The following is a 21918-nucleotide window of genomic DNA, read 5'->3' on the forward strand; positions in this document are numbered from 1 at the left end:
GACAGAAAACCTGCACCTCCTGAGGATTGATTAAAGCTTGCTTGCAGTTAGGAGTTTTTGTCCATTTTCAACTGCAGCTGGCAATTGTTCCAGGATCTCCACGGAGAAGTCAGCCTGGTTGGTTACGATAATTGGAGTCTCGGTCACCAATCCAGCTTCTTGAATGGTTGGAATGTCAAAGCTGATCAATTTGTCACCAGCTTTGATGTTGTCGCCTTGTTTGACGTGGGCTTCAAATCCCTTGCCTTCGAGGCTAACAGTATCCATACCAATATGGATTAAGAGTTCTAAGCCTTGGGCGGTTGTAATCCCAATAGCATGTTTTGTTGGGAAGAGCACAGAGACTGTTCCGTCAACTGGCGCTGTTAAGAGGCCATGGCTTGGTTCGATGACTAAACCTGTACCCATGACACCAGAAGAGAAGACAGGGTCAGTCGCTTGTGACAATTCTTTGGCTTGTCCAGTTAGTGGACTTACCAATTCAATTTTTGCTCCTGATGAAACGGTTGGAGTCACGCTTTTTACTTCTTCAGGAGCCTCATCCTTTTTTGCAAACAAGCCTGCACGCTTGAATACAAAGGTCAATACCATTGGTACAGCAATTGCGACAAGCATAGTGATGGCAAATGCTCCCCAGTATTCTGCCTTGATAGACAAGATGCCTGGAAGACCACCAATACCGATAGAAGCGGCTTGGATGTTAAAGGTTACAGAGAGCAAACCAGCGATGCTTGAGCCGACCATAGCTGCTACGAATGGATAGATGTATTTAACGTTGACACCGAAGAGGGCTGGCTCTGTGATACCAAGGTAGGCAGAGATAGTTGCTGGAAGCGAAATCTGTGCCTCTTTTTCATTTTTACGGTTCATGATGAAGTAGGCAAATACTGCTGAACCTTGAGCGATGTTTGAAAGTGCGATCATTGGCCAGAGACCAGTACCACCAGTATCGGCAATTAATTGAGTATCGATCGCGTTTGTCATGTGGTGAAGACCAGTGATAACGAATGGCGCATAGAGGGCACCAAAAATGGCACCGAAGAGCCACTTAACAGGACCTGTCAAACCTGCCAATACAATTGTTGACAACCATTGACCGATTGTCCAACCGATAGGACCAAGGACAGTGTGAGCCAAGATAAGGGCTGGTAGAAGTGATAGGAATGGTACAAAGATCATTGAGATCACTTCAGGGATGACTTTGCGCCAGAAGATTTCCAAGTAAGAGAGGGCTAAACCTGCCAAGAGGGCTGGGATAACTTGGGCTTGGTAACCGATGCGAGCGATTGAGAAGAAACCGAAGTTCCATGACCAGTCGCTAGCAATGGTTGCAGCATCTGTACTTGGTACAGCGTAGGCGTTGAGCAATTGTGGGGATACCAAACAGATACCAAGGACGATACCGAGAATCTGTGATGTACCCATTTTACGAGATACAGACCAAGTGATACCTACTGGTAGGTAGTGGAAGATGGCTTCACCTGGCAACCAGAGGAAGTGGTTGACACCATTCCAGAATGGTGATACTTGAACGATGGTATTCCAGACTGGCTTGCCACTTGCGTCAAAGAGGAGCTCTCCATCTTGCATTGCTTGACCAAGTGCTTGGAATTGTACGCCTTCCAAAACATTTCGGAAACCGAGGATCAAACCGCCGACGATAAGGGCTGGAATGATTGGTGTGAAGATTTCCGCCAACATAGTCATGACACGTTGGATGGCATTCTGGTTGCTCTTAGCTGCTGACTTGGCAGCTTCTTTTGATACGCCTTCAATACCAGATACGGCTGTGAAGTCGTTGTAGAAGATTGGTACATCGTTACCGATGATAACTTGGAACTGACCAGCATTGGTAAAGGTTCCTTTTACTGCAGGAATGTCTTCAATAACCTTGATTCTCATCCGCCAAGACGAAGCGCATGCGTGTTGCACAGTGCGTTACGGCTGTGACGTTTTCCTTGCCGCCAATAGCGTCCAAAAGGACTTTGGCGTCTTTTTCAAATTTTCCCATATATTTTCCTTCCCCGACAGTTTTTCACTGTCCCTCCTATATTTTTTAAGAAAAATTTGTACGGACAAATTTAGCTTGAGGTTATTGTATCCGATTTCATAATTTTTTGCAAGTATTTTTGCAAAAAAAATTTTAAATTTGTTATAATATGGGATAGGTTATTTGTTAAGAATGCGACAACGAAGAGGAAAATATGAAAAAATACCAAGAAATTTTTAACGATATTAAAGACAAGATTTTGAGTGATTACTACAGTGCAGGAACTTCCTTGCCAACAGAAAAGGACCTGCAGGAGCTCTATGGGGTCAGTCGTGACACGGTTCGTAAGGCATTGGCGATTTTGACCGAACGGGGCATGATTCAAAAGGTTCAAGGGAGAGGTTCGCTGGTCTTGAAGCAAGAACTCTTGAATTTTCCAGTCTCTGGTTTGACTTCTTATCAGGAGTTGACCCAATCCTTACAACTACAAAGTCAAACGAATGTAGTGGAGTTGGACGTGGTCTCAGTTTCAACTAGTTTGTCAAAACTAACAGGCTTTGAGGCTTACAGCAAGGTATGGAAGATTGTCCGTACAAGATCTATCGATGGGAAGGTTTCAGTAATCGATACGGACTACCTTGCCCATGACTTGGTTCCCCATATGACCAGAGAGATTGCTAGTCAGTCTATCTATGATTATTTGGAAAATAAACTTGGCCTGGATATTTCTTTTGCCCAAAAAGAGATTACAATTGAACCAACCAACCGAGAGGAAAAGGCCCTACTTCAGAGCCAGGATGACTATCTGGTCTTGATCAAATCCCGAGTCTTTTTAGGGGATACCCGTCAGTTCCAATATACTGAGAGCAAGCATAAGATTGACAAGTTCCGTTTCGTGGATTTTGCCCGCCGCAAGCATTCTCTCTAAGACTGTCAATCGTTGAATCTCTCCTTATTTTAAGGTATAATGATAGATGAGGTGAACTATGGCAAATATAAATCGTTATAAATTTTCCTTCGGTGAAAAACAACTAACGCTAACGACAGAACATGACAATCTGTTCATGGAAGAAATCGAACGAATTACCAATGAAAAATATCAGGCTTTAAAGGAAAAAATGCCCTCAGCAGATTCTGAGACTTTGGCCTTGCTCCTAGCTATCAATGCTCTTTCTGTTCAATTGAACCGTGAAAAGGCCTATGCCCAAACAGAGGCTGAGTTGGCTACGATGAAGGAAAAGGTCTTGAAGAAAAATGTGACCCTGGTTGATTTAGATGAATTAGAGGACCGCCCATGATTAGTCTGCTTATTTTGATTGTCTTGGCGTGGAGTTTCTATATTGGCTACAGTCGAGGGCTGATTGTACAGGCTTTTTACACTTTTTCAAGTATCTTTGCCATGATTGTAGCAGCAGGATTTTACAAGCAAGTGGCACAGGTCTTGTATCTCTGGGTGCCTTTTGCAAATGCAACTGAAGGTAGCTCCAGCTATTTCTTTGATAGCCAGTACCTCTTTGACTTAGATCAGATTTTCTATGCTGGTCTCGGTTTTCTCTTGGTCTATTTCTTGGTCTATGTCATCATGCGCTTGCTTGGCATTTTCGTCCATCTCTTGACCTTTGCTGACCCAGATACAGCTACCAGCAAACTGATCGCAGGAGGCTTGGCAGTCTTGGTGACGTGGATTTCTCTGCAGATAGTCTTGACTATTGCGGCAACGGTTCCTTTAGCACTGATCCAAGACAGTTTGAACAAGGATATCTTGGCCAAGGCAATGATTGATTTTACGCCAATTACTAGCGCAGTCTTTAAAAATCTATGGATTAGTGCCATCTCAGCACAATAAGAATAAAAAGAGGAAAGAGTTCTGCCTTAGGCAGACTTTTTCTGTATGAAGTAAATGAAATGAATACAAAAATTTTAGAAACCCTTGAATTTAACAAGGTAAGAGAATTGGTTCAGCCCTTTGTCTTGACCGAACAGGGCTTGGAAGAACTCAGGCAGTTGGAACCCATGGTGGAGGTCCACCGTATCCAACAAGCCTTTGATGAATTATCGGACATGGGGCAAATCTTTGTCGAAAGTCCCTATTTTAGCCTCTCAGCCACCAATGACATCAATCCAGCCATGCGCCGCTTGGAACTGGACACCGATCTCAATATTTCTGAATTATTAGCCGTCAAGAAGGTCTTGGAAGTGTCCAAGTCTCTCTTGGACTTTTATGGAAATCTGGAAAATGTCAGCCTGAGCCAGCTGGATAAACTCTTTGAGAAAATCGAGCTCTTTCCCCACTTACAAGGTTCGCTCCAGTCTATCAATGATGCAGGCTTTGTCGAGGATTTTGCTTCTGAAAAGCTAGCAAAAATCCGCAGAAAAATCCGTGAATCAGAAGATCAGGTCCGTCAGGTCATGCAGGATATTTTGAAGAATAAGGGGGATATGTTATCCGACAGCATCTTGGCTAGTCGTAATGGGCGCAATGTCCTTCCTGTCAAAAATACCTATCGCAATAAGATAGCAGGGGTCGTCCATGATATTTCCGCTTCTGGCTCGACCGTTTATATTGAACCTAGAGCGGTTGTTGCGCTCAATGAAGATATTACCAATAGCAAGGCAGAGGAACGTCATGAAATCAGTCGGATTTTGCAAGAGTTGTCCGACATGTTGCGGCCTCATAGCGGTATTATCCGCAACAATGCCTGGGTGATTGGGCATTTGGATTTCATCCGCGCCAAACACCTTTTTGCACGAGATTACAAGGCCGTCGTCCCAACGATTTCAGATAAGCAAGATATCGCTCTGCTCAATGTCCGCCATCCGCTCTTAAAAGCACCTGTTCCCAACGACCTTTATTTTAGTAGTCATTTGACAGCCATCGTGATTACAGGTCCCAACACGGGTGGTAAGACCATTATGCTCAAGACCTTGGGATTGACCCATCTGATGGCTCAGTCTGGTTTGCCTATCTTGGCTGACAAGGGCAGTCGGGTAGCTATCTTCAAAGAAATTTTTGCGGATATTGGTGATGAACAGTCGATTGAGCAGAGTTTATCAACCTTCTCCAGTCACATGACCCACACGGTGCAGATTTTAGCGGAGGCGGATCAAGATTCCCTTATTCTCTTTGACGAGTTGGGAGCTGGGACCGATCCGCAGGAGGGTGCATCTTTGGCAATGGCTATTTTGGATGACCTTCGTTTGCGGGGAATCAAGACCATGGCAACCACCCACTATCCTGAGCTCAAGGCCTACGGGATAGAAACCTCTGGTATTGAAAATGCCAGCATGGAATTTGATACCAATAGCCTACGACCGACCTATAAGTTTATGCAGGGTGTTCCTGGTCGCTCCAATGCCTTTGAAATTGCCCGCCGTCTTGGTCTATCTGATATTATTATCCAGTCAGCCCAGTCTTGGACGGATACAGATAGCGATGTCAACCGCATTATCGAGAAATTGGAAAGCCAGACGGTTGAAAGTCGTCAGCGTCTGGATAAGATTCGTGATGTGGAGCAAGAAAATTACAAGATGAACCGAGCCCTTCGTAAGCTCTATGACGAGCTCAATCGTGAGCGGGAAAATGAGCTCAACAAGGCACGCTTGGAGGCCAAGGAAATTGTCGATATGGCATTGGCAGAAAGCGAGGACATTCTTAAAAATCTTCATGCTGCAGCTAGTCTTAAGCCCCACCAGATTATTGAAGCCAAGGCAGAGCTGAAAAAGTTGGCGCCTGAAGTGGTGGATCTGTCTAAGAACAAAGTCTTGAAAAAAGCCAAAATTCAGAGGGAAGCCAAGGTGGGTGATGACATTATCGTTACGGCTTATGGACAACGTGGGACCTTGACCAAACAGCTTAAGGACGGGCGTTGGGAAGCTCAGGTTGGCTTGATTAAGATGACCTTGGCCAAAGATGAGTTTGAGTTAGTCAAGGCGGAAAAGGCAGAGCAGCCTAAGAAACGCCAGGTTCACACAGTCAAACGTGCCAATGTACGAGGACCAAAAGCCCGCTTAGATCTCCGTGGCAAACGCTACGAAGAGGCAATGATGGAGCTGGATGAATTTATCGACCAAGCCTTGCTCAATAACCTAGCCCAAGTCGATATTGTTCACGGTATTGGTACAGGGGTTATCCGAGAAGGGGTGACCAAGTACCTTCGCCGCAACAAGCAGGTCAAGGAATTCGGCTACGCCCCACAAAATGCAGGTGGCTCAGGCTGTACTATTGTGACTTTTAAGTAAGGAATTAGCAAACAAGGATAGAGTCGAGTCTATTCTTGTTTTTGTATTTCTGTAATACAAGAAATAGGATGGATCATAACACAGTTTCACCACCTACTATGTTATGGTATACTATAAGGCAAGGAATACTATTGCTTGATAGGATTTCATAAAGGAGGTCTAGGATGAAAAAAGTAATGAAGATCATTGTCGGCATTTTGTTAGTAATCGGGATTGGAATAGGAGGAATTGGATACATGCAACACAAGGAACATGAAAAGATGGTCGCTATTGCTACTAGTGAAGAGGCGAAAAAGGTTTATGAGGATTTCATGAAAAAGAGAGATCCTGATGCCTTTGAACAAGATGGAGTCATTCAATCTTATGAAATTGACACGAACAGTTTAAAATACAATCCTATGGGCGGGTTGATGGTAGACGTATATCTTAATGGTAAACAGAACATATACATCAGTTATAATTTAATTGATAATGGGGACGGAACATACCATTCTGCTTATTATATAGGCTCCCCAGATCTGCTAGAATTTTTAAATGAGGAATATCAATGACTAAAAAATACATAAACGAACCTCGACTTCAGATTGGCATGACTCAGTACAATCAGTATATGATTCAAGGAGCACCTGTTTGGACTCAAAATGGTTCCTTTGTCGGTACAGTCACCCTCGACTTCGACAATGAGAATGGCAATGGTGAACAGGTTTATGCTAAGGAGGTCTAAGATGAAAACAGTTGTCAAAATACTTGTCGGCGTTATTGTCGCTATAGCACTTGGAATAGGAGGATTTAAGTTGATGCAAAAAATCGAGCACGATTATATGGTAGAGGTTGTGAAGAGTGAGGAAGTGAGGGAGATTATCGAAGAAAGGTTAATTTCTTATGATACAAGAGCGTTAACTGAAGAGGGAGCAATAAGGTCCTACTCTATAGATAGTTCCTCAATTCGCCGTAATCCAATGGGAGGAATTAGCTTTACGGTTCACGTTAATAATGATAGTGGACTGTATGTTTTTTATACAATTAATAAAGATTCTAATACAAAAAAAATAGTGCTTGAAGGTGGAGGGAATTCCTCTAGGTTTGAGAATCTAATAACAAAAGATACGAGGGAATAATATGTACACTGAACAAGAGAGACAAAGAATAGCTAAGGAGGAGTATACAGATTATGTAGTTGGCGACCCTGTTAAGATTTTTACCAATGTCAAAGAAGAACTAACCATCGGCACAGTCCGTAAGGTACTCAAAGATGCAACAGGTTTGGATGGTTATGTTGTTGAAGAGCCTGACGGCAATGTGATAGTCTTGTTCCAAGGTTCTAAAGGTCCAGGGAAGGAAGGCGCTGCAGCAGATTGGCTGGATAATGATTTGCCGATGGCGCACAATATTATATCTAATAAGTCAGAAGTGACGCCCCAACTTCAGTCTGCTTCCAGAAGTCTGAACCAGGTTCTGAAGGACTACCCTAATGCTCAAATTACAGTCTACGGTCACTCGTTAGGCTCAATGAATGCTCAATATGCTCTGGCCACTGTTTCGGATATTGACCGCATTGCTGGGGCTTATATCTATAACGGCCCAAATGTTTATCCTGCTTTGACGGAAGCAGAAAAAGCCAGAGTGAATGCTCTGAAATACCGTATTCATAATTACATTGATCAAAAGGATTTCGTTCCTATTGGCTATTCAGGGAAAGATGCTCCCGGCTATAAATCACCTGTAGGAACGAGTGAGGGGGCAATCGGCATAGTCTATCGTGTGGACAGCAAGACTAATCTCAATCCTATTGATCAACACGTGTGGGGTGGTTATCAATGGAACACCGACGGCAGCCTAAAAGTAAAGGAAGGTTCTTCAAAACTAGAACAACATTATTCCAATGCTCTCCACCATGTCTCGTCGGAAATGTACCACTATGCTACTTTAAAAGCAACCCTATCCCGTGGTGGCTTCAGTTCGCGTGAAACCATCTATCTGGACAGCGAACAAGCCCGCATCCTGGCTCAAGGACTGGTTAAGGTTGCGGAAACTACTCACCAAACACTCGAAAAAGAGACCACTTCCACCCTTACAGAGGTGAATGAAGTCTACAGTAGCTTAGGAAACGTCCCTTTTGGCTTCATTTTGAGTCCTGATGAAGTGAGACAGGCCTACAGCAGTGCAGGTGTTGACTATCATAGCCTGGTAGGAGATGGCACCAATCAAGTCGAGAAGTTTATCACTCGCTCCAATCAACTCAAGCAGGACTTAGTAGATTTAGAAAGTCAAATCCAAGCAGGGATCGAGCAGAAAGTAACGGAAGACCAGACGTTAGCACAGAGGATACAAGAATGGACCAGTACGATAAATTAAAGACAGAGTTAATGAAGAAAGAGTGGGAATGGGAGGATATTGAGAACCAACAACGAAAAGCTCAAAAAGAACTACAAGAACATTATGAAAATGTTGAAGAAACCACTCGAATATTGACTCGAATGTTGGAAGAAAAGTATCAAGAAGTTCTGTTTGAATTGCGACAAGTCGGAGATGAGACAGGAGACTTGCACCAGTTACTCAACAATTGCATGTCCGAATGGCATACCGCAATCGATCAAGAGCGATACAGCTCCATTCACCGATTGGATCAGAAACAAGAGGACTTGGATACCTACTACAAAAACCAGTACCGAAAAATGCAAGATCAGATTGACGAAATTTATACAAAATATCGAGAATAGAAGGGAGAGCCAATGCATCAACTTTATCAAATGTTGCAAGATTTATATACCAAAGCTGACCAGATAGACTACGCGACGATTAATGCTATAGAGAAAGAAATTGAACGTTGGCTGATTCGCTCTATCTATGCTCCACTCAAACTGCGAGAAAAAAATGCAATTTTAAAACAACACAAGAAGAAAGTTCAAACAATTGGAAATGATGGAGAAAATTCCGTAAAATTGATTGCAAACAGTTTTGATACAAGTATAAAAGGCGAGTTTTCAAAAAAGGTACAACAAGTTGTGAAAGAAAAGGCAGAATCTTATCTAGAATTAGGGAATGCAGATTGATACTCAATATGCGATCAATTTATATAGGATGAATAAGGAGGTTTATATGATTATCAGAAAATATCAAACCAGTGATGAAAAAGGCTGGGTTTATTGTAAGGCACTCAGCTACCTCTTCTCTCCATTCTTTGATGATAGAGAGACAGAGAAGCCCGAACTAATGACAGACGTTTATGACTACCGTGTAGAGTGGGTGGCTGAAGTAGACGGACAAATCGTTGGTCTAATTGACATCGATATTTATACGGAAGAGTGCAGCCAGTCTTATATTTACGCACCAAGTAAGCGAACAGCTTATTTTACTAACCTAGCAGTCCACCCTGATTTTCAAGGGCAGGGCATTGCCCAGGCGCTTTTTGAAAAAGCAGAGCAGGAATTGCGTGAACAGGCTGTCGAGAAATTAGCCATCTTTACTCGAGAAGGAGATGTAGCCAATCACTTGTATCAAAAATGGGGCGGACAGCTAGTTTGCTCGGACTATCTAGTTGTCGGAGCACCCAAGGACATCCCAACCTTCCGTTTTGGAATCGATTTAGAGCGAGGTAGATTGTCCTTTTCAGATATGGAAGGTCAGCAGGTTCCCTACTATTTGAGAGAGGGTGTCTATGTAGTCAGTGAAGAAGCTGGCTTGGAGCTCTTTGATATAGAAGATGTCTATCAAGAATTAACCTATGTGGTGGATTTGGTATAAGTTCCCTGCGAACTAGTTTAGCCTGTCCGATTTGTTTTTACATCTGAAAAAATCATAGGAGTGGGAAAGAACTCGACTAGTCTAAAAGAGTTCGTTTTCCCACCCCCGCACAGTTGATTAGGTCAGATTTGGAGTGTGAAACACGAACAAATCTGCCAATCAACCACTGCGCTGAGATGTTGACATGAACTCTGAGTAGTGGAGCTGGGTTTGAGCTCAGCCTCGATTTTATCTCCGTAGCACATATTCGTCACCTTTGTCTCATTCCCACAATTAGATTTGATAAGAAAAGCTATTTTCCAGTCTACACTTGCTCTCTGCGAACTAGTTTAGCTTGACTAAGTCGCTTTTTAGGTCGCAATTTTCTAGGATATCCTACTCAACATCTCATCCCGTAGCAAAAATTCGCTTTCTATTTTCTTTTGGTGTAGAATGATAGTAGAAAAACAGAAACGGAGAAAATTATGGTTCAAGTTATTACAGATGCAAACTTTGAAGTTGAAACACAAGAAGGCGTAGTCCTAGTGGATTTTTGGGCACCTTGGTGTGGTCCATGCCGCATGCAAGCGCCAATCTTAGAGCAATTAGCAGGTGAAGTCGATGAAGATGAATTGCGCATCTACAAGATGGATGTTGATGAGAATCCAAACACAGCCCGTCAATTCGGTATCATGTCGATCCCAACCCTTTTGTTCAAAAAAGATGGACAAGTTGTGAAACAAGTTGCTGGTGTTCACACCAAAGACCAAATCAAAGCAATCTTGGCAGAGATTGGTTAATTATGGAGGTTGAGGAAACTCAACCTTTTTCTGCATCGAAAGGAATCTCACATGAAAGAAATTTATCTAGCAGGCGGTTGTTTCTGGGGAATGGAAGGCTACTTTTCCCAGATCGATGGTATTCTTGACACCAGCGTTGGCTATGCCAATGGACAGGTGGGGACGACCAATTATCAACTCCTCAAACAAACAGATCACGCAGAAACACTATATCTAGCCTATGATGAGACTCGTATCCATTTGCGGGAAATTCTCCTCTACTATTTCCGCGTCATTGATCCCTTCTCTGTCAATCAGCAGGGGCCTGACAAGGGGCGCCAGTATCGGACTGGTATCTATTACACAGATGAGGCTGATTTGCCGACCATCGAGCAGGTCATGACGGAGCAGTCTCAGCTCTTTGGCGGACGCCCCCTAGCCGTTGAAGTGGAGCCACTCGCGCATTACATCCCCGCCGAAGACTACCATCAGGATTATCTCAAGAAAAATCCCCAAGGGTACTGCCATATCGATCTTGCACAGGCAAAAATCCCTCTGATTGATGTTGCAGACTACCAAAAGCCAGACCAGCAAGTCTTAAAAGACAGCTTGACCGACCTCCAGTATCAAGTCACTCAAGAAGCTGCGACGGAAAGACCTTTTGAAAATGAGTTTTGGAATAGTGACCAAGCTGGCATCTACGTCGATATTACGACTGGTGAGCCCCTCTTTCTCTCAACAGACAAATTCGACTCAGGCTGCGGCTGGCCCTCCTTTACCAAACCAATCAGCAAAGAGGTTGCGACTTATTTCCAAGATTTCTCCCACGGCATGAACCGCATTGAAGTCCGCAGTCGAGCTGGTCATGCTCATCTAGGCCATGTCTTTGATGACGGACCGCGTGACAAGGGTGGATTACGTTACTGTATCAACTCAGCAGCCCTTCGCTTCATACCGAGAGAAGAGATGGAAGTAGCAGGCTATGGCTTGTTTTTGAAGCTGTTAGAATAATTTTTCAAAAAACATTCTTGATTTTTTCTGAAAAATAGTCTAAAATAGAGCGTGATAAAACTGAATAACCGGTTGATAGTGGGCAGAAAGGCAACTGACTGTCCAAAGGACGGAACTCTGGAGAGACCATAAGGCACCGAAGGGGCAAGGTAGTTCTGCTTGGAAAAGTAGAATTGCTGAAACTCTCAGGTAAAAGGACAGAGCGATTAGGAGACAGGGGATTTTCTGTTGTCTTTCGCGTTGATTCTAGAGGTTGAAGTTATTCAACCTCTTTGTTTTTTTCCGGCAGCTTTATCGGATTAGGAATCATATTTAGGAGGAAGCTATGTTAGAATTGATGCAAAACATCAATAACCTTGTGTGGGGTCCCCCCCTCTTATTACTATTGGTCGGAACGGGTGTCTATTTCACTCTTCGGTTGGGAATCTTTCAAATCAGTAAGTTGCCAACGGCCTTTCGTCTGATTTTTTCCAGTGACCAGACTGGCCAGGGAGATGTGTCCAGCTTTGCGGCTCTGTGTACAGCTCTTGCGGCGACGGTTGGTACGGGAAATATCGTTGGGGTGGCGACTGCCATTACGACAGGTGGACCAGGTGCCCTCTTCTGGATGTGGGTGGCGGCCTTCTTCGGGATGGCAACCAAATATGCAGAAGGCTTTTTAGCGATTAAATACCGTACCAAGGATGCCAATGGGCAAGCAGCGGGAGGTCCGATGCACTATATCACCTTGGGGATGGGACAAAAGTGGAAGCCTTTGGCAGTTTTCTTTGCCATTTCAGGTGTCCTAGTGGCTCTCATGGGGATGGGAACCTTTTCTCAGGTTAATTCCATTGCCTCATCCATGTCTTCTAGCTTTGGTCTGGCTCCCCAGTTGGTCAGCATTGTTACAGCTATCTCTATCGCCTTCTTTATCTTTGGAGGGATTGAAAAAATCTCTGATGTTTCAACCAAAATTGTTCCATTTATGGCGATTTTGTATGTCTTGGCAAGTGTAACCGTTTTGGCTCTGCATTTGGATCAGCTCTTGCCAACCCTTGCCTTAGTTCTTAAATCAGCTTTTACACCAGCTGCTGCTGTAGGTGGATTTGCAGGCGCGACTGTGCAACAGGCAATCCAACGTGGGATTGCGCGTGGGGTTTTCTCAAATGAGTCTGGTCTGGGCTCAGCGCCCATCGCAGCTGCAGCTGCCAAATCAGACAACCCAGTGGAACAGGGCTTGATTTCCATGACAGGTACCTTTATCGATACCATCATCATCTGTACCTTGACAGGTTTGACGATTTTGGTGACCGGTCAGTGGTCAGTTGCTGGCTTGGAAGGTGCTCCGCTGACTCAGGCAGCATTTGCGACAGTTTTTGGTCAATCAGGTGCTTTGGCCTTGACCATTAGTCTGGTTCTCTTTGCCTATACGACTATTCTGGGGTGGTCATACTATGGGGAGCGCTGTATCGAGTTTCTATTTGGGACCAAGTCTATCTTGCCTTATCGTTTGGTCTTTGTAGCCATGGTTGCTTTGGGTGGTTTTCTCAAGCTTGACTTGATTTGGACCATTTCAGATATTGTGAATGGGCTTATGGCTCTACCAAACTTGATTGCCTTACTAGCTCTCTCACCAGTGATTATCAAGGAGACGCGCCAGTATTTTGCCAAAAAGAAATAAGGGTGATACCTTTGGCTATGCTTAGGCTATAGGGGATTCCCTTTGTTTTTAAGTCAGTGAAAGATTAGAAAAGACAGCTAAGTTGGCTGTCTTTTCGTTACTTTGAGAAAATTTGGTATAATAGTGGCTAGGAAGGAGTTCTATGACAGATTTTATCTCAATTTACCTAGCACAATTTAATCTTGAACAGCTCTTGACGAGTATTTTGAACAAGCTATTATCCTTGGTTCTCTTGTTCCTTTCCTTTTATGTGGTGAAAAAACTAGCCAAGCAATCTGTAAAACGCATTCTGGTGCCGTCTTTAAAGATTTCGACCCAGGACATCGGTCGCCAGAAAACCATCAGCCGTCTGGTGGAGAGTGTGCTTAATTATTTGCTGTATTTCCTACTGATTTACTGTATTCTAGCGATTCTTGGTCTTCCTGTTTCCAGTCTCTTTGCTGGTGCAGGAATTGCGGGTGTTGTGATTGGTTTAGGAGCGCAAGGCTTTCTCTCAGATTTGGTCAATGGCTTTTTTATCCTTTTAGAGAGACAGTTTGATGTGGGGGATGTGGTCAAATTAACCAATGGTCCCATTACCATCGCGGGGACCATTGTCAGTGTCGGAATTCGGACGACTCAAGTTCGGGATGCGGATGGAACCTTGCATTTTATCCCCAATCGTAATATCCTAGTGGTGTCCAATCAATCTCGTGGAGACATGCGGGCGCAGATTGATATTCCGCTCAAACTCAATACAGACTTGGAAAAGGTTTATCAGGTGATCGAGGAGGTCAATGCCCGGGAGTTACCAACTAATCAGCTGGTCAAGGATGTGACCATTCTTGGACCGCAAAATTTACAGACGGGGCAATTCTCGTTTCGGGTCAATCTCTTTGTGGCCAGTGGCCAACAAGGCAAAATCTATCATCAATTTTATGGCTTGTATCAAGAAGCCTTGCGTACTGCTGGTATTGACTTGCCAAGCGGCCCAGCACATTAAGAAAAAGAGGAGTTATTTAGATGAATCCAAAAGAGTTCGTTGTTGAAGATGGTTTGGTCTATTACCGTAAGAAACCATTGCATAAACAGGTCTTGTTCTGGACAACACTTGTCGGAGGCTTGCTGAGTTTTATTTTAACCATTATCTGCATTTTTTTATCCTTGGGGCTCACAGCAGAAAAAAGCTATTCTTCCTTGTATGATTCGTCCACATATAGCGATTATTACTATGAAGATACCAGTAGCTTGGAGACTATTTCTCTTGGAGAAAGTAGGGAGGTTCAGCCTGGCCTTGAAATGGTTGTTACGCGTATGGAAAAGGATTCTTCCTTGGAACTGGTTGATACATACTACACCAATGCTTTTGTTGTAGAGGTTGAAATGACCAATACCAGTGATCAGGTGTATTACTTCGATGAATATGCCTTCTCCTTGGTGGATGCTGGTACCGATATGACTTTCTTGCTGGACTATGCGACCTACGATGTTAACATCCCTGAAAAAATTGATCCTGGTCAGTCTCTGAAGGTAAAACTGGTCTATGGTGTGGATGGCGAATCCTCTTTCTATTTTGTTTACGATAGCTTTGCCTGGACCCAAGTTGTTGGTCAAGGTATATAAGAAAAAATACACAAGTGATGTACTTGTGTATTTTTTTATGACTTGTATTATACCAAACCTTGGGCAATCATGCTATCCGCAATTTGTTCAAAGGCTGCGATGTTAGCACCTGCAAGATAGTCTGTACCAAGGTCGTATTTTTCAGCAGTTTCTTTAGCTGTGTTGAAGATGTTTGCCATGATGTCTTTAAGACGGCCGTCTACTTCTTCACGAGTCCATGAAAGACGAAGGCTGTTTTGGCTCATTTCGAGGGCTGATACGGCTACACCACCAGCATTGGCTGCTTTAGCAAGACCGTAAAGAACGCCATTTTCTTTGTAAACTTTGATAGCATCAAGGTCAGATGGCATGTTGGCACCTTCAGCCACGCAGTAAACGCCATTTTTCACAAGGGCAGCAGCTTGCTCGCCGTTGATTTCGTTTTGAGTCGCACATGGAAGGGCAATGTCAGCCTTACCATCGTAGTTCCATACAGAACCTTCGAAGTACTTAGCAGTTGCTTTTTCTGCAGCGTATTCTGTCAAACGAGCGCGGCGTTTTTCTTTGATGTCCACCAAGAGGTCAAAGTCGATACCAGTTTCGTCAATGATGTAACCATTTGAGTCTGAAACAGAGATGACTTTTGCACCGAGTTCAGTCGCTTTTTGAACAGCATATTGGGCAACGTTACCAGAACCTGAGATAAGGACTGTTTGGTCTTTGAAGGATTTACCGTTTGCAGCCAACATGTTATCAGTGAAGTAAACCAAACCGTAGCCTGTTGCTTCTGGGCGGATTAATGAACCACCGAAGCCAAGAGGTTTACCAGTCAAGACACCAGCATCAAACTGGCGGAGGCGTTTGTATTGACCGTACATGTAACCAATCTCACGACCACCGACACCGATGTCACCAGCAGGGACGTCAAGTGAAGGTCCGATGTGTTTTTGCAATTCAGTCATGAAGCTTTGGCAGAAGCGCATGATTTCAGCATCAGTTTTTCCTTTAGGATCAAAGTCTGAACCACCTTTACCACCGCCGATTGGAAGACCAGTCAAGACGTTTTTGAAGATTTGCTCAAAACCGAGGAACTTCAAGATGGATTGGTTTACAGTTGGGTGGAAGCGAAGACCGCCTTTGTAAGGACCTACAGCTGAGTTGAACTGAACGCGGTAGCCGCGGTTGACTTGAACATTTCCATCTTTGTCTGTCCATGGAACACGGAAGCTGATGATACGCTCAGGCTCAACGATACGGGCCAAGATGTTTTCTTCGATGTATTCTGGGTGTGCTTCAAAAACAGGCTCAAGTGTAGAGAAGAGCTCTTCTACAGCTTGGAGGAATTCTGTTTCATGTGGGTTGCGGGCTTTGACTGCTTCAAAAGAAGCTTGGATGTAAGCTTTTGCGTTAGACATGTGGTCACCTGATTTCTTTTTAATTTATTAAATTGTCAGACAATTTAATGTATCTGCTGATTATTATAGCACTTCCGATTTTTCTTGTAAAGTAAAAAATGCAATATTCAGAAAATTGTTGGTAAGTTTGTCTGGAAAAAGCGAACAATAACAGCAAATTACCTCATTTTTTATCCTGCTTATGATATAATCATTCAAAAATAAGGAATAGGAGATTGTATGGTATCAACTGCAACACGATTGGGAGGCTTTGCCTTTGACAACTGTTTGATGAATGCGGCGGGTGTGTGGTGTATGACCACGGAGGAGTTGGAAGCTGTCAAGGATTCGGCAGCTGGGACCTTTGTGACCAAAACTGCAACCCTTGCCTATCGGGAGGGAAATCCCGAGCCTCGCTACCGCAATCTTCCTTTGGGTTCCATCAACTCAATGGGGCTGCCTAATCAAGGGCTGGACTATTATATGGACTACTTATTGGAGTTGCAAGGGTCAGAACCGGAGCGGACCTTTATCTTATCTCTAGTGGGGCTATCTCCTGACGAGACACATGAGATTTTGAAAAAGGTAGAAGCAAGCGATTTTAAGGGCTTGATTGAACTCAACCTCTCCTGTCCCAATGTTCCTGGAAAACCGCAGATTGCCTATGATTTTGAAGCGACGGAGACCATTTTACGGGAGGTTTTCAGTTATTTTACTAAGCCTTTGGGTATCAAATTGCCGCCTTATTTTGACATTGTTCATTTTGATCAAGCGACAGCGATTTTTAACCAATTCCCTATTGTCTTTGTCAACTGTGTCAACTCAATCGGAAACGGCTTATATATTGAAGATGAGCAAGTGGTCATCAAACCCAAGGGAGGATTTGGTGGTCTAGGTGGTGAGTATATCAAGCCGACTGCCCTGGCAAATGTCCATGCTTTTTATCAACGTTTGAAACCTGAGATTCAGATAGTTGGAACAGGAGGCGTTTTGACGGGCCGGGATGCCTTTGAACATATCCTGTGCGGTGCTAGCATGGTCCAAATTGGAACGGCCTTGCAAAAGGAAGGACCAGCTATTTTTGAGCGGATCACAGCTGAATTACAGGCCCTTATGGCGGAAAAAGGCTACGAGACCATTGAAGATTTTCGTGGAAAACTTCAAACAATAAGAGACTAGCGTGCAGTGGTGGAACTGGTTGATGAGTGTCAATCAGTTCTTTTTTTGCTCTAGATTTTTGAGGAAAAATGCATTATACTAATATGTGAACAATGAATAATGAGGTGGAACATGGATAGACGTCGGAGCCGCAGAGGCAAGCATATGCGCAAACGGAAGAAAGCAGGGATTGCAGGTCCAATCATTATGGTGGCGGGGCTAGCGCTTGGAGTTTTCTTGCTCAAAGATTACTTTCCTTGGCAAAAAAACCAGCAAACCCAAGAAAGTCAGGCAACCCACCAGTCGACAGAAACAGAGGCTAGTCAGTCCGTTGAAACGGTCAAGACTGCCCGTATCATGGCGCATGGAGACTTGCTTTACCATGATATTATTTATGCCAGTGCCTTGCAGGCTGATGGTAGCTATGATTTTTCGGAAAATTTTACCTATGTTCAACCTTGGTTGGAACAGGCTGATTTAGCCATTGGGGACTTTGAAGGGACCATCTCAGATGACTTTCCTCTAGCTGGCTATCCTCTTTTCAACGCACCGTCTTCTGTTGCGACGGCCATGGGGCAGGCTGGTTATGATGTCATGGACTTGGCCCACAACCATATTTTGGATTCTCACTTGTCCGGTTTGCAGTCAACTGTCAACTATTTGGCAGCTGCGGGAATTGATTCGGTGGGAGTTTACCCAGATGGGAACCGGGCAGAGATGCCGATTTATATTCGAGAGGTTAATGGGATAAAAATCGCCATTTTGGCTTATGCCTATGGTTTTAATGGGATGGAAGCTGGACTGACTCAGGAAGAGTATGATGCCTATCTCTCGGACCTCAACCAAGAAAAAATGCAGGCGGAATTGGCAAGGGCAGAACGGGAAGCTGATTTTACCATTGTCATGCCTCAGATGGGTGTGGAATACCAGATTGAACCAAGTCAGGAACAAATTGATCTCTACCACCAAATGGTAGAATGGGGAGCAGATGTTGTCTTGGGTGGTCATCCGCATGTAATACAGCCTTCTGAAACCCTTGAAAAAGATGGGGAGAAGAAACTCATTATCTATTCTATGGGGAATTTTTTGTCCAACCAACGGATGGAAACCATGGAAGGCGTTCTCAACTACCAGTGGACAGAGAGAGGTGTCCTCATGGATTTAGAGATTGAAAAAGATCATTCCGGAACGCGAATCAAGACAGCACAGGCGCGACCGTCTTGGGTGAAGAGGGTGCCGCGTGAAGGGACTCCATATTATCTTTATCAAACCTTGATTCTGGAAGATTTTATCGCTGGGGGCACCTACCGAGACCAACTCTCGCCAGAAGATCAAGCACGGATAGACCAAGCCTATCAAGAAACCTTAGACCACGTTGGTTTGAATTGGTAAAAAGAAGTGGGGGGGAAGAATGATGGATATTCGTTTGATTGCAACAGATATGGATGGTACTTTTTTAGACCAAGACGGTGGCTTTGACAGGGATCGATTTGAACGTTTGCTGACGGTTTTGGAAAGCAGAGGAATCGGCTTTGTGATTGCTTCTGGAAATGGCATGGGCCGTCTGCTCAGTCTCTGTCAGGGATTTGAGGACCGGCTTCTCTTTCTGTCAGACAATGGAGCGCGACTGGTACGAAAGGGCAAGACATATTTTCGCCATCAGGTTCGTTCGGAGCAGGTGAGCCAGGTTTTGGAGTATTTTTCAGGCCGATGGCACCAGGTCTGTCTCATGTTGGCAAATGACCAAACTATCTATATGCAGGCTGGTGGAGCTCTGCCATTTCACCAATCGGGAATTCCGATAAAAGAGGAAGAAATGCAGCAGTTTTTATCACGTATCCGTTTTTTGGATTCTCTTGCGGCCTATCCCAAAGAGGAGGTCGTTTACAAGATGGGATTGTGGATCGAACCGAGCCAGGTCGAGCAGGTTGTGTCAGCCTTTAACCAGGCCTTTGCGGGCAACTTAGTGGCGGTGACCAGCGGCTATGGTTCGATTGATATCCTTCCTTTTGGGATCCATAAGGCCTGGGGCTTGTCCCAAGTCATGGAGGAAAGAGGCCTGACCCCAGATCAGGTGATGGCTTTTGGAGACTCGGACAATGACATTGAGATGTTGCAGCTGGTGACCTATTCCTATGCTATGGAGAATGGAACGGACAAGGTAAAAGCAAGTGCCCGTTACCTGGCACCCTCCAACAAGGATCAGGGAGTTTTGACCGTTCTTGAATCCTTCTTTTTAGCTCCGTCTAACAAGTCCAGTGAGGAAGGACAAGACTAGAAAGAATCTTATATAAAATATCAAAAGACCTAGTAAAGAGACTATCTCTAGCTTACTAGGTCTTTTTCTTTGATGGCTTAGTGGCTGTCAGGGGTCATCAATTGCCGGAATTGCCGCGGAGAAGTGTTGAAATACTTGCGGAAGGTCTTGGAATAATGCTGCACATCGTTGAACCCAACCTCTTGAGCAATAAAGGTCAAACTCTTTTTTGTCCTGCTCATAAGCTCAACTGACCGATTGAGCCTATAGAGGGTCAGGTAATGTTTAATGGTGGTCCCGGTTTCTGCCTTGAAGAGCTTGTTGAGGTAGTGGGGAGTAATATTGAGTTCCTTGGCGATTGTAGCCAGTAAGAGCTGGTTTGAAAAGTGGTGGTGGATGTACTCCAAGGTATTTTGGACATAGCGAGATCCCAGTTCAGGGCGACCTTCAGGTTCACGCTTGATCCTGTACAAAATCTTGGTTAAAAAGACAGTGAATTCCAATTGCTGTAGGCTTGATTCGTAGAGGTCTGGAGGAAGCGGAAGACGGCCGGACTGGAGTAAGTAAGCAGCTTCCTCCTCCGTAGGTTGAAAGAGCAAGTGGCTATTGGTGTCCTTGAAAAGATCAATCATTTCAAAGGGATTTTGACGGTCTTGCCCCACTAAAAAGTGTGGAAAATGATAGAGGTCAAAGTGCAACTGGATAACGGTACAGGTGTCCTCTTTAGGGATGGTCAGCGAGTGAATGACAAAAGGGGCAAGGATGACACAGTCACCCGCCTGAAATTGATAGGTCTTGTTGGCAAGGTCCATCTGGCAAGAACCTTCTAAGATCAAATAGAGTTCAGAGAGCCGATGGGCATGGATGGGGAAATGGTAGCCTTTTGCAAAGGTTTTGTGGGACCGCTTGTAGAGAATCTGTTGGGAAAGATGAATAGAGTTTTCGACCATAAATACCTCTTTTTGACAAGTTTAAGCAATAAGATAGCGTTTTCTTACTATATTTTTGACTACTAGTTAATATAAAATAGAACTGAACAAGGATTTAAAGGGAGGAGCTGATTATGCCCCTAAAACAGGTAAAAAAATGGCAAATTCTAACCCTTATGGCGGGTCTGGTCTTGGTCATTTGTACTGGGATGATGGTTTTTCGACCAGCTAGCTACTCCCTGAAAATCGATGGGGTTGCAGTAGCTGAAGAAGAGTTTCAAACGGAGGTAACCAAGGCCCAGTATCAGGTCACCAAGTATTTTTTTGATCAGTACCAAGCTGAGGTTGATCACGGTTTTTGGGACAGGGATTTTCAAGGAGAAAATCCAAAGGTCCGCTTATTACAGGAAGTCCTGGACCAGCTAAGGCGGATTTACGCAGCCAGAAGTCTAGCTCTGGAAACAGGGATGATATCTAGTATCGATTATAGCGCATTTATAAATAGGTTTCAAGCCTCGAATCAAAATCGCCAAAAAGCGAGTTCAAATGGTGAAGCCGTTTATGGTCTTGCAACCTTTTCGCAAGAAGCTTTTTTGGAATATGAATTAGACAGTTTCGAGCAGGCCTATTTGGACCATTTTGGCACAAGCAGTCTGGCAGTGAGTGATGCTGAGCAGTTAACCTATTACCAAAGTCAGGCAGAAGGCATTTTTGCCCGCTATGATGACTACGAGGTAGAGTATATCCGGATTTATTATGCGATGGAAGATTTGAATGACCAGGTCTTGGCACAACTGCGGGCTGATCTAGATAGTCTAGCCAGTCAGTCAGCTCACTCTCGCTTTGACATGGCAGGATTTCCAAGCCTAGTAGCCTATTATGGCTATGAAGAGATTGCTTCTGACCAGGTTTCAACCCTAGCAAAATTTATCGGTGATGTTCTCTATTATGCAGACCAGTTGGAAGCTGGTCAAACCAGTCCAGTCATCGATGAAAATGGCTGCCTTTACCTGATTCGCCTAATCAACCGAACAGATAATGGTCCTGTTCCATTTGAAGAAGTAAAAGAAGTTATCAAAAAACGCCTCCAAGAAGAGGCTTATCAACAACTCGTTATTCAAAAAAGCGACAGCATGGAATTGGACTATGAGGAAGACCAATTACTTGCCTATCTCGATTCTATCATCAACTAATAAA

At 44.1% G+C, this 21918-nt stretch carries 22 protein-coding genes, 2 pseudogenes and 1 riboswitch; of the genes and pseudogenes, 20 read left to right on the forward strand and 4 right to left on the reverse strand.

Translation table 11 applies throughout. The features are described from left to right. Window positions 1–30: 30 nt before the first annotated feature. Both PXH68_RS09865 and treP read right to left on the reverse strand, forming a co-directional pair. Window positions 31–483, reverse strand: a pseudogene (locus tag PXH68_RS09865) (PTS sugar transporter subunit IIA); the annotation flags it as partial. 86 nt (window positions 484–569) lie between these two features. Then, a pseudogene (gene treP, locus PXH68_RS01030) lies at window positions 570–2011 on the reverse strand (PTS system trehalose-specific EIIBC component); the annotation flags it as partial. 193 nt (window positions 2012–2204) lie between these two features. Here treP and treR point away from each other — a divergent pair. The 16 genes from treR to PXH68_RS01110 all read left to right on the forward strand — a co-directional run bounded on the left by treR (window position 2205) and on the right by PXH68_RS01110 (window position 15004). After that, window positions 2205–2918: a trehalose operon repressor gene (treR, locus tag PXH68_RS01035; protein ID WP_248028696.1), complete on the forward strand. Its 714-nt coding sequence runs from the start codon at window positions 2205–2207 to the stop codon at window positions 2916–2918. Between the two features lie 58 nt (window positions 2919–2976). Next, window positions 2977–3288 (forward strand): cell division protein ZapA, encoded by a 312-nt coding sequence (gene zapA, locus PXH68_RS01040; RefSeq protein WP_158455962.1) that lies wholly within the window; start codon window positions 2977–2979, stop codon window positions 3286–3288. Further along, window positions 3285–3836: a CvpA family protein gene (locus PXH68_RS01045; protein ID WP_248028695.1), complete on the forward strand. Its 552-nt coding sequence runs from the start codon at window positions 3285–3287 to the stop codon at window positions 3834–3836. Before zapA ends, PXH68_RS01045 begins: the two co-directional genes overlap by 4 nt. Before the next feature lie 59 nt (window positions 3837–3895). Then, entirely contained in the window at window positions 3896–6229 is a 2334-nt protein-coding gene (locus tag PXH68_RS01050) for an endonuclease MutS2 (protein WP_248028694.1), read from the forward strand. Between the two features lie 164 nt (window positions 6230–6393). Further along, a complete protein-coding gene (locus PXH68_RS01055; RefSeq protein ID WP_029172292.1) occupies window positions 6394–6780 on the forward strand; it encodes a DUF1310 family protein in 387 nt (128 codons plus the stop codon). Further along, window positions 6777–6953, forward strand: a complete 177-nt coding sequence (locus PXH68_RS01060; protein WP_193433962.1) for a hypothetical protein — start codon at window positions 6777–6779, stop codon at window positions 6951–6953. Before PXH68_RS01055 ends, PXH68_RS01060 begins: the two co-directional genes overlap by 4 nt. 1 nt (window position 6954) lies before the next feature. Next, window positions 6955–7347, forward strand: a complete 393-nt coding sequence (locus PXH68_RS01065; RefSeq protein WP_248028693.1) for a DUF1310 family protein — start codon at window positions 6955–6957, stop codon at window positions 7345–7347. A gap of 1 nt (window position 7348) precedes the next feature. Further along, on the forward strand, window positions 7349–8584 hold the full coding sequence (locus PXH68_RS01070) for an Mbeg1-like protein (protein ID WP_248028692.1): 1236 nt from the start codon (window positions 7349–7351) through the stop codon (window positions 8582–8584). Then, window positions 8563–8949, forward strand: a complete 387-nt coding sequence (locus tag PXH68_RS01075; RefSeq protein ID WP_248028691.1) for a hypothetical protein — start codon at window positions 8563–8565, stop codon at window positions 8947–8949. The genes PXH68_RS01070 and PXH68_RS01075 overlap by 22 nt, the downstream gene beginning before the upstream one ends. A 12-nt stretch (window positions 8950–8961) precedes the next feature. Then, a complete protein-coding gene (locus PXH68_RS01080; RefSeq protein ID WP_044753567.1) occupies window positions 8962–9282 on the forward strand; it encodes a hypothetical protein in 321 nt (106 codons plus the stop codon). 46 nt (window positions 9283–9328) lie between these two features. Next, a complete protein-coding gene (locus PXH68_RS01085; RefSeq protein ID WP_248028690.1) occupies window positions 9329–9973 on the forward strand; it encodes a GNAT family N-acetyltransferase in 645 nt (214 codons plus the stop codon). Window positions 9974–10437: 464 nt separating this feature from the next. Continuing rightward, a complete protein-coding gene (gene trxA, locus PXH68_RS01090; RefSeq protein WP_002941035.1) occupies window positions 10438–10752 on the forward strand; it encodes a thioredoxin in 315 nt (104 codons plus the stop codon). Window positions 10753–10803: 51 nt separating this feature from the next. Next, a complete protein-coding gene (msrB, locus tag PXH68_RS01095) occupies window positions 10804–11742 on the forward strand; it encodes a peptide-methionine (R)-S-oxide reductase MsrB (RefSeq protein WP_248028689.1) in 939 nt (312 codons plus the stop codon). 107 nt (window positions 11743–11849) lie between these two features. After that, window positions 11850–11953: riboswitch (glycine riboswitch) on the forward strand. Window positions 11954–12067: 114 nt separating this feature from the next. Then, the gene (locus tag PXH68_RS01100; RefSeq protein ID WP_248028688.1) at window positions 12068–13402 is read left to right on the forward strand and encodes an alanine/glycine:cation symporter family protein; all 1335 of its coding nucleotides are present in this window, start codon (window positions 12068–12070) and stop codon (window positions 13400–13402) included. A gap of 142 nt (window positions 13403–13544) precedes the next feature. Then, window positions 13545–14384, forward strand: a complete 840-nt coding sequence (locus tag PXH68_RS01105; protein WP_248028687.1) for a mechanosensitive ion channel family protein — start codon at window positions 13545–13547, stop codon at window positions 14382–14384. Window positions 14385–14404: 20 nt separating this feature from the next. Then, window positions 14405–15004, forward strand: a complete 600-nt coding sequence (locus tag PXH68_RS01110) for a DUF4352 domain-containing protein (protein ID WP_248028686.1) — start codon at window positions 14405–14407, stop codon at window positions 15002–15004. Between the two features lie 47 nt (window positions 15005–15051). On the opposite strand, the gene gdhA is transcribed toward PXH68_RS01110, so the two are convergent. Then, window positions 15052–16398 carry an NADP-specific glutamate dehydrogenase gene (gene gdhA, locus PXH68_RS01115; protein ID WP_014636785.1) on the reverse strand — a complete coding sequence of 449 codons (1347 nt, stop codon included), beginning with the start codon at window positions 16396–16398 and terminating at the stop codon, window positions 15052–15054. 219 nt (window positions 16399–16617) lie between these two features. Here gdhA and PXH68_RS01120 point away from each other — a divergent pair, with 219 nt between their 5' ends. From PXH68_RS01120 to PXH68_RS01130, 3 genes are all read left to right on the forward strand, one after another. Continuing rightward, window positions 16618–17556, forward strand: a complete 939-nt coding sequence (locus PXH68_RS01120; RefSeq protein ID WP_248028685.1) for a dihydroorotate oxidase — start codon at window positions 16618–16620, stop codon at window positions 17554–17556. Window positions 17557–17667: 111 nt separating this feature from the next. Further along, window positions 17668–18927 (forward strand): CapA family protein, encoded by a 1260-nt coding sequence (locus tag PXH68_RS01125; RefSeq protein WP_248028684.1) that lies wholly within the window; start codon window positions 17668–17670, stop codon window positions 18925–18927. A gap of 22 nt (window positions 18928–18949) precedes the next feature. Further along, window positions 18950–19813, forward strand: a complete 864-nt coding sequence (locus PXH68_RS01130) for a Cof-type HAD-IIB family hydrolase (protein WP_248028701.1) — start codon at window positions 18950–18952, stop codon at window positions 19811–19813. A gap of 77 nt (window positions 19814–19890) precedes the next feature. Here the strand turns inward: PXH68_RS01130 and PXH68_RS01135 are convergent, their stop codons facing one another. Further along, window positions 19891–20742, reverse strand: coding sequence for an AraC family transcriptional regulator (locus tag PXH68_RS01135; protein ID WP_248028683.1), 852 nt, complete (start codon window positions 20740–20742; stop codon window positions 19891–19893). A gap of 113 nt (window positions 20743–20855) precedes the next feature. On the opposite strand from PXH68_RS01135, the gene PXH68_RS01140 reads away from it, so the two are divergent. Further along, window positions 20856–21914 carry a peptidyl-prolyl cis-trans isomerase gene (locus PXH68_RS01140; RefSeq protein WP_248028682.1) on the forward strand — a complete coding sequence of 353 codons (1059 nt, stop codon included), beginning with the start codon at window positions 20856–20858 and terminating at the stop codon, window positions 21912–21914. Window positions 21915–21918: the final 4 nt, after the last annotated feature.

This window comes from Streptococcus sp. 29896 (genome assembly GCF_032594915.1).
Classification (GTDB): Bacteria; Bacillota; Bacilli; order Lactobacillales; family Streptococcaceae; genus Streptococcus; species Streptococcus suivaginalis.

Excerpts from the sequence above, each read along its gene's own strand:
- PXH68_RS01045 (WP_248028695.1), top strand. The coding sequence starts at position 3,285 with ATGATTAGTCTGCTTATTTTGATTGTCTTGGCGTGGAGTTTCTATATT.
- PXH68_RS01105 (WP_248028687.1), top strand. The coding sequence starts at position 13,545 with ATGACAGATTTTATCTCAATTTACCTAGCACAATTTAATCTTGAACAG.
- PXH68_RS01135 (WP_248028683.1), bottom strand. The coding sequence starts at position 20,742 with ATGGTCGAAAACTCTATTCATCTTTCCCAACAGATTCTCTACAAGCGG.
- PXH68_RS01075 (WP_248028691.1), top strand. The coding sequence starts at position 8,563 with ATGGACCAGTACGATAAATTAAAGACAGAGTTAATGAAGAAAGAGTGG.
- PXH68_RS01120 (WP_248028685.1), top strand. The coding sequence starts at position 16,618 with ATGGTATCAACTGCAACACGATTGGGAGGCTTTGCCTTTGACAACTGT.
- PXH68_RS01065 (WP_248028693.1), top strand. The coding sequence starts at position 6,955 with ATGAAAACAGTTGTCAAAATACTTGTCGGCGTTATTGTCGCTATAGCA.
- gdhA (WP_014636785.1), bottom strand. The coding sequence starts at position 16,398 with ATGTCTAACGCAAAAGCTTACATCCAAGCTTCTTTTGAAGCAGTCAAA.
- PXH68_RS01140 (WP_248028682.1), top strand. The coding sequence starts at position 20,856 with ATGCCCCTAAAACAGGTAAAAAAATGGCAAATTCTAACCCTTATGGCG.
- PXH68_RS01050 (WP_248028694.1), top strand. The coding sequence starts at position 3,896 with ATGAATACAAAAATTTTAGAAACCCTTGAATTTAACAAGGTAAGAGAA.
- PXH68_RS01055 (WP_029172292.1), top strand. The coding sequence starts at position 6,394 with ATGAAAAAAGTAATGAAGATCATTGTCGGCATTTTGTTAGTAATCGGG.
- PXH68_RS01125 (WP_248028684.1), top strand. The coding sequence starts at position 17,668 with ATGGATAGACGTCGGAGCCGCAGAGGCAAGCATATGCGCAAACGGAAG.
- PXH68_RS01110 (WP_248028686.1), top strand. The coding sequence starts at position 14,405 with ATGAATCCAAAAGAGTTCGTTGTTGAAGATGGTTTGGTCTATTACCGT.
- PXH68_RS01070 (WP_248028692.1), top strand. The coding sequence starts at position 7,349 with ATGTACACTGAACAAGAGAGACAAAGAATAGCTAAGGAGGAGTATACA.
- PXH68_RS01080 (WP_044753567.1), top strand. The coding sequence starts at position 8,962 with ATGCATCAACTTTATCAAATGTTGCAAGATTTATATACCAAAGCTGAC.
- treR (WP_248028696.1), top strand. The coding sequence starts at position 2,205 with ATGAAAAAATACCAAGAAATTTTTAACGATATTAAAGACAAGATTTTG.
- zapA (WP_158455962.1), top strand. The coding sequence starts at position 2,977 with ATGGCAAATATAAATCGTTATAAATTTTCCTTCGGTGAAAAACAACTA.
- PXH68_RS01085 (WP_248028690.1), top strand. The coding sequence starts at position 9,329 with ATGATTATCAGAAAATATCAAACCAGTGATGAAAAAGGCTGGGTTTAT.
- PXH68_RS01100 (WP_248028688.1), top strand. The coding sequence starts at position 12,068 with ATGTTAGAATTGATGCAAAACATCAATAACCTTGTGTGGGGTCCCCCC.
- PXH68_RS01130 (WP_248028701.1), top strand. The coding sequence starts at position 18,950 with ATGGATATTCGTTTGATTGCAACAGATATGGATGGTACTTTTTTAGAC.
- PXH68_RS01060 (WP_193433962.1), top strand. The coding sequence starts at position 6,777 with ATGACTAAAAAATACATAAACGAACCTCGACTTCAGATTGGCATGACT.
- msrB (WP_248028689.1), top strand. The coding sequence starts at position 10,804 with ATGAAAGAAATTTATCTAGCAGGCGGTTGTTTCTGGGGAATGGAAGGC.
- trxA (WP_002941035.1), top strand. The coding sequence starts at position 10,438 with ATGGTTCAAGTTATTACAGATGCAAACTTTGAAGTTGAAACACAAGAA.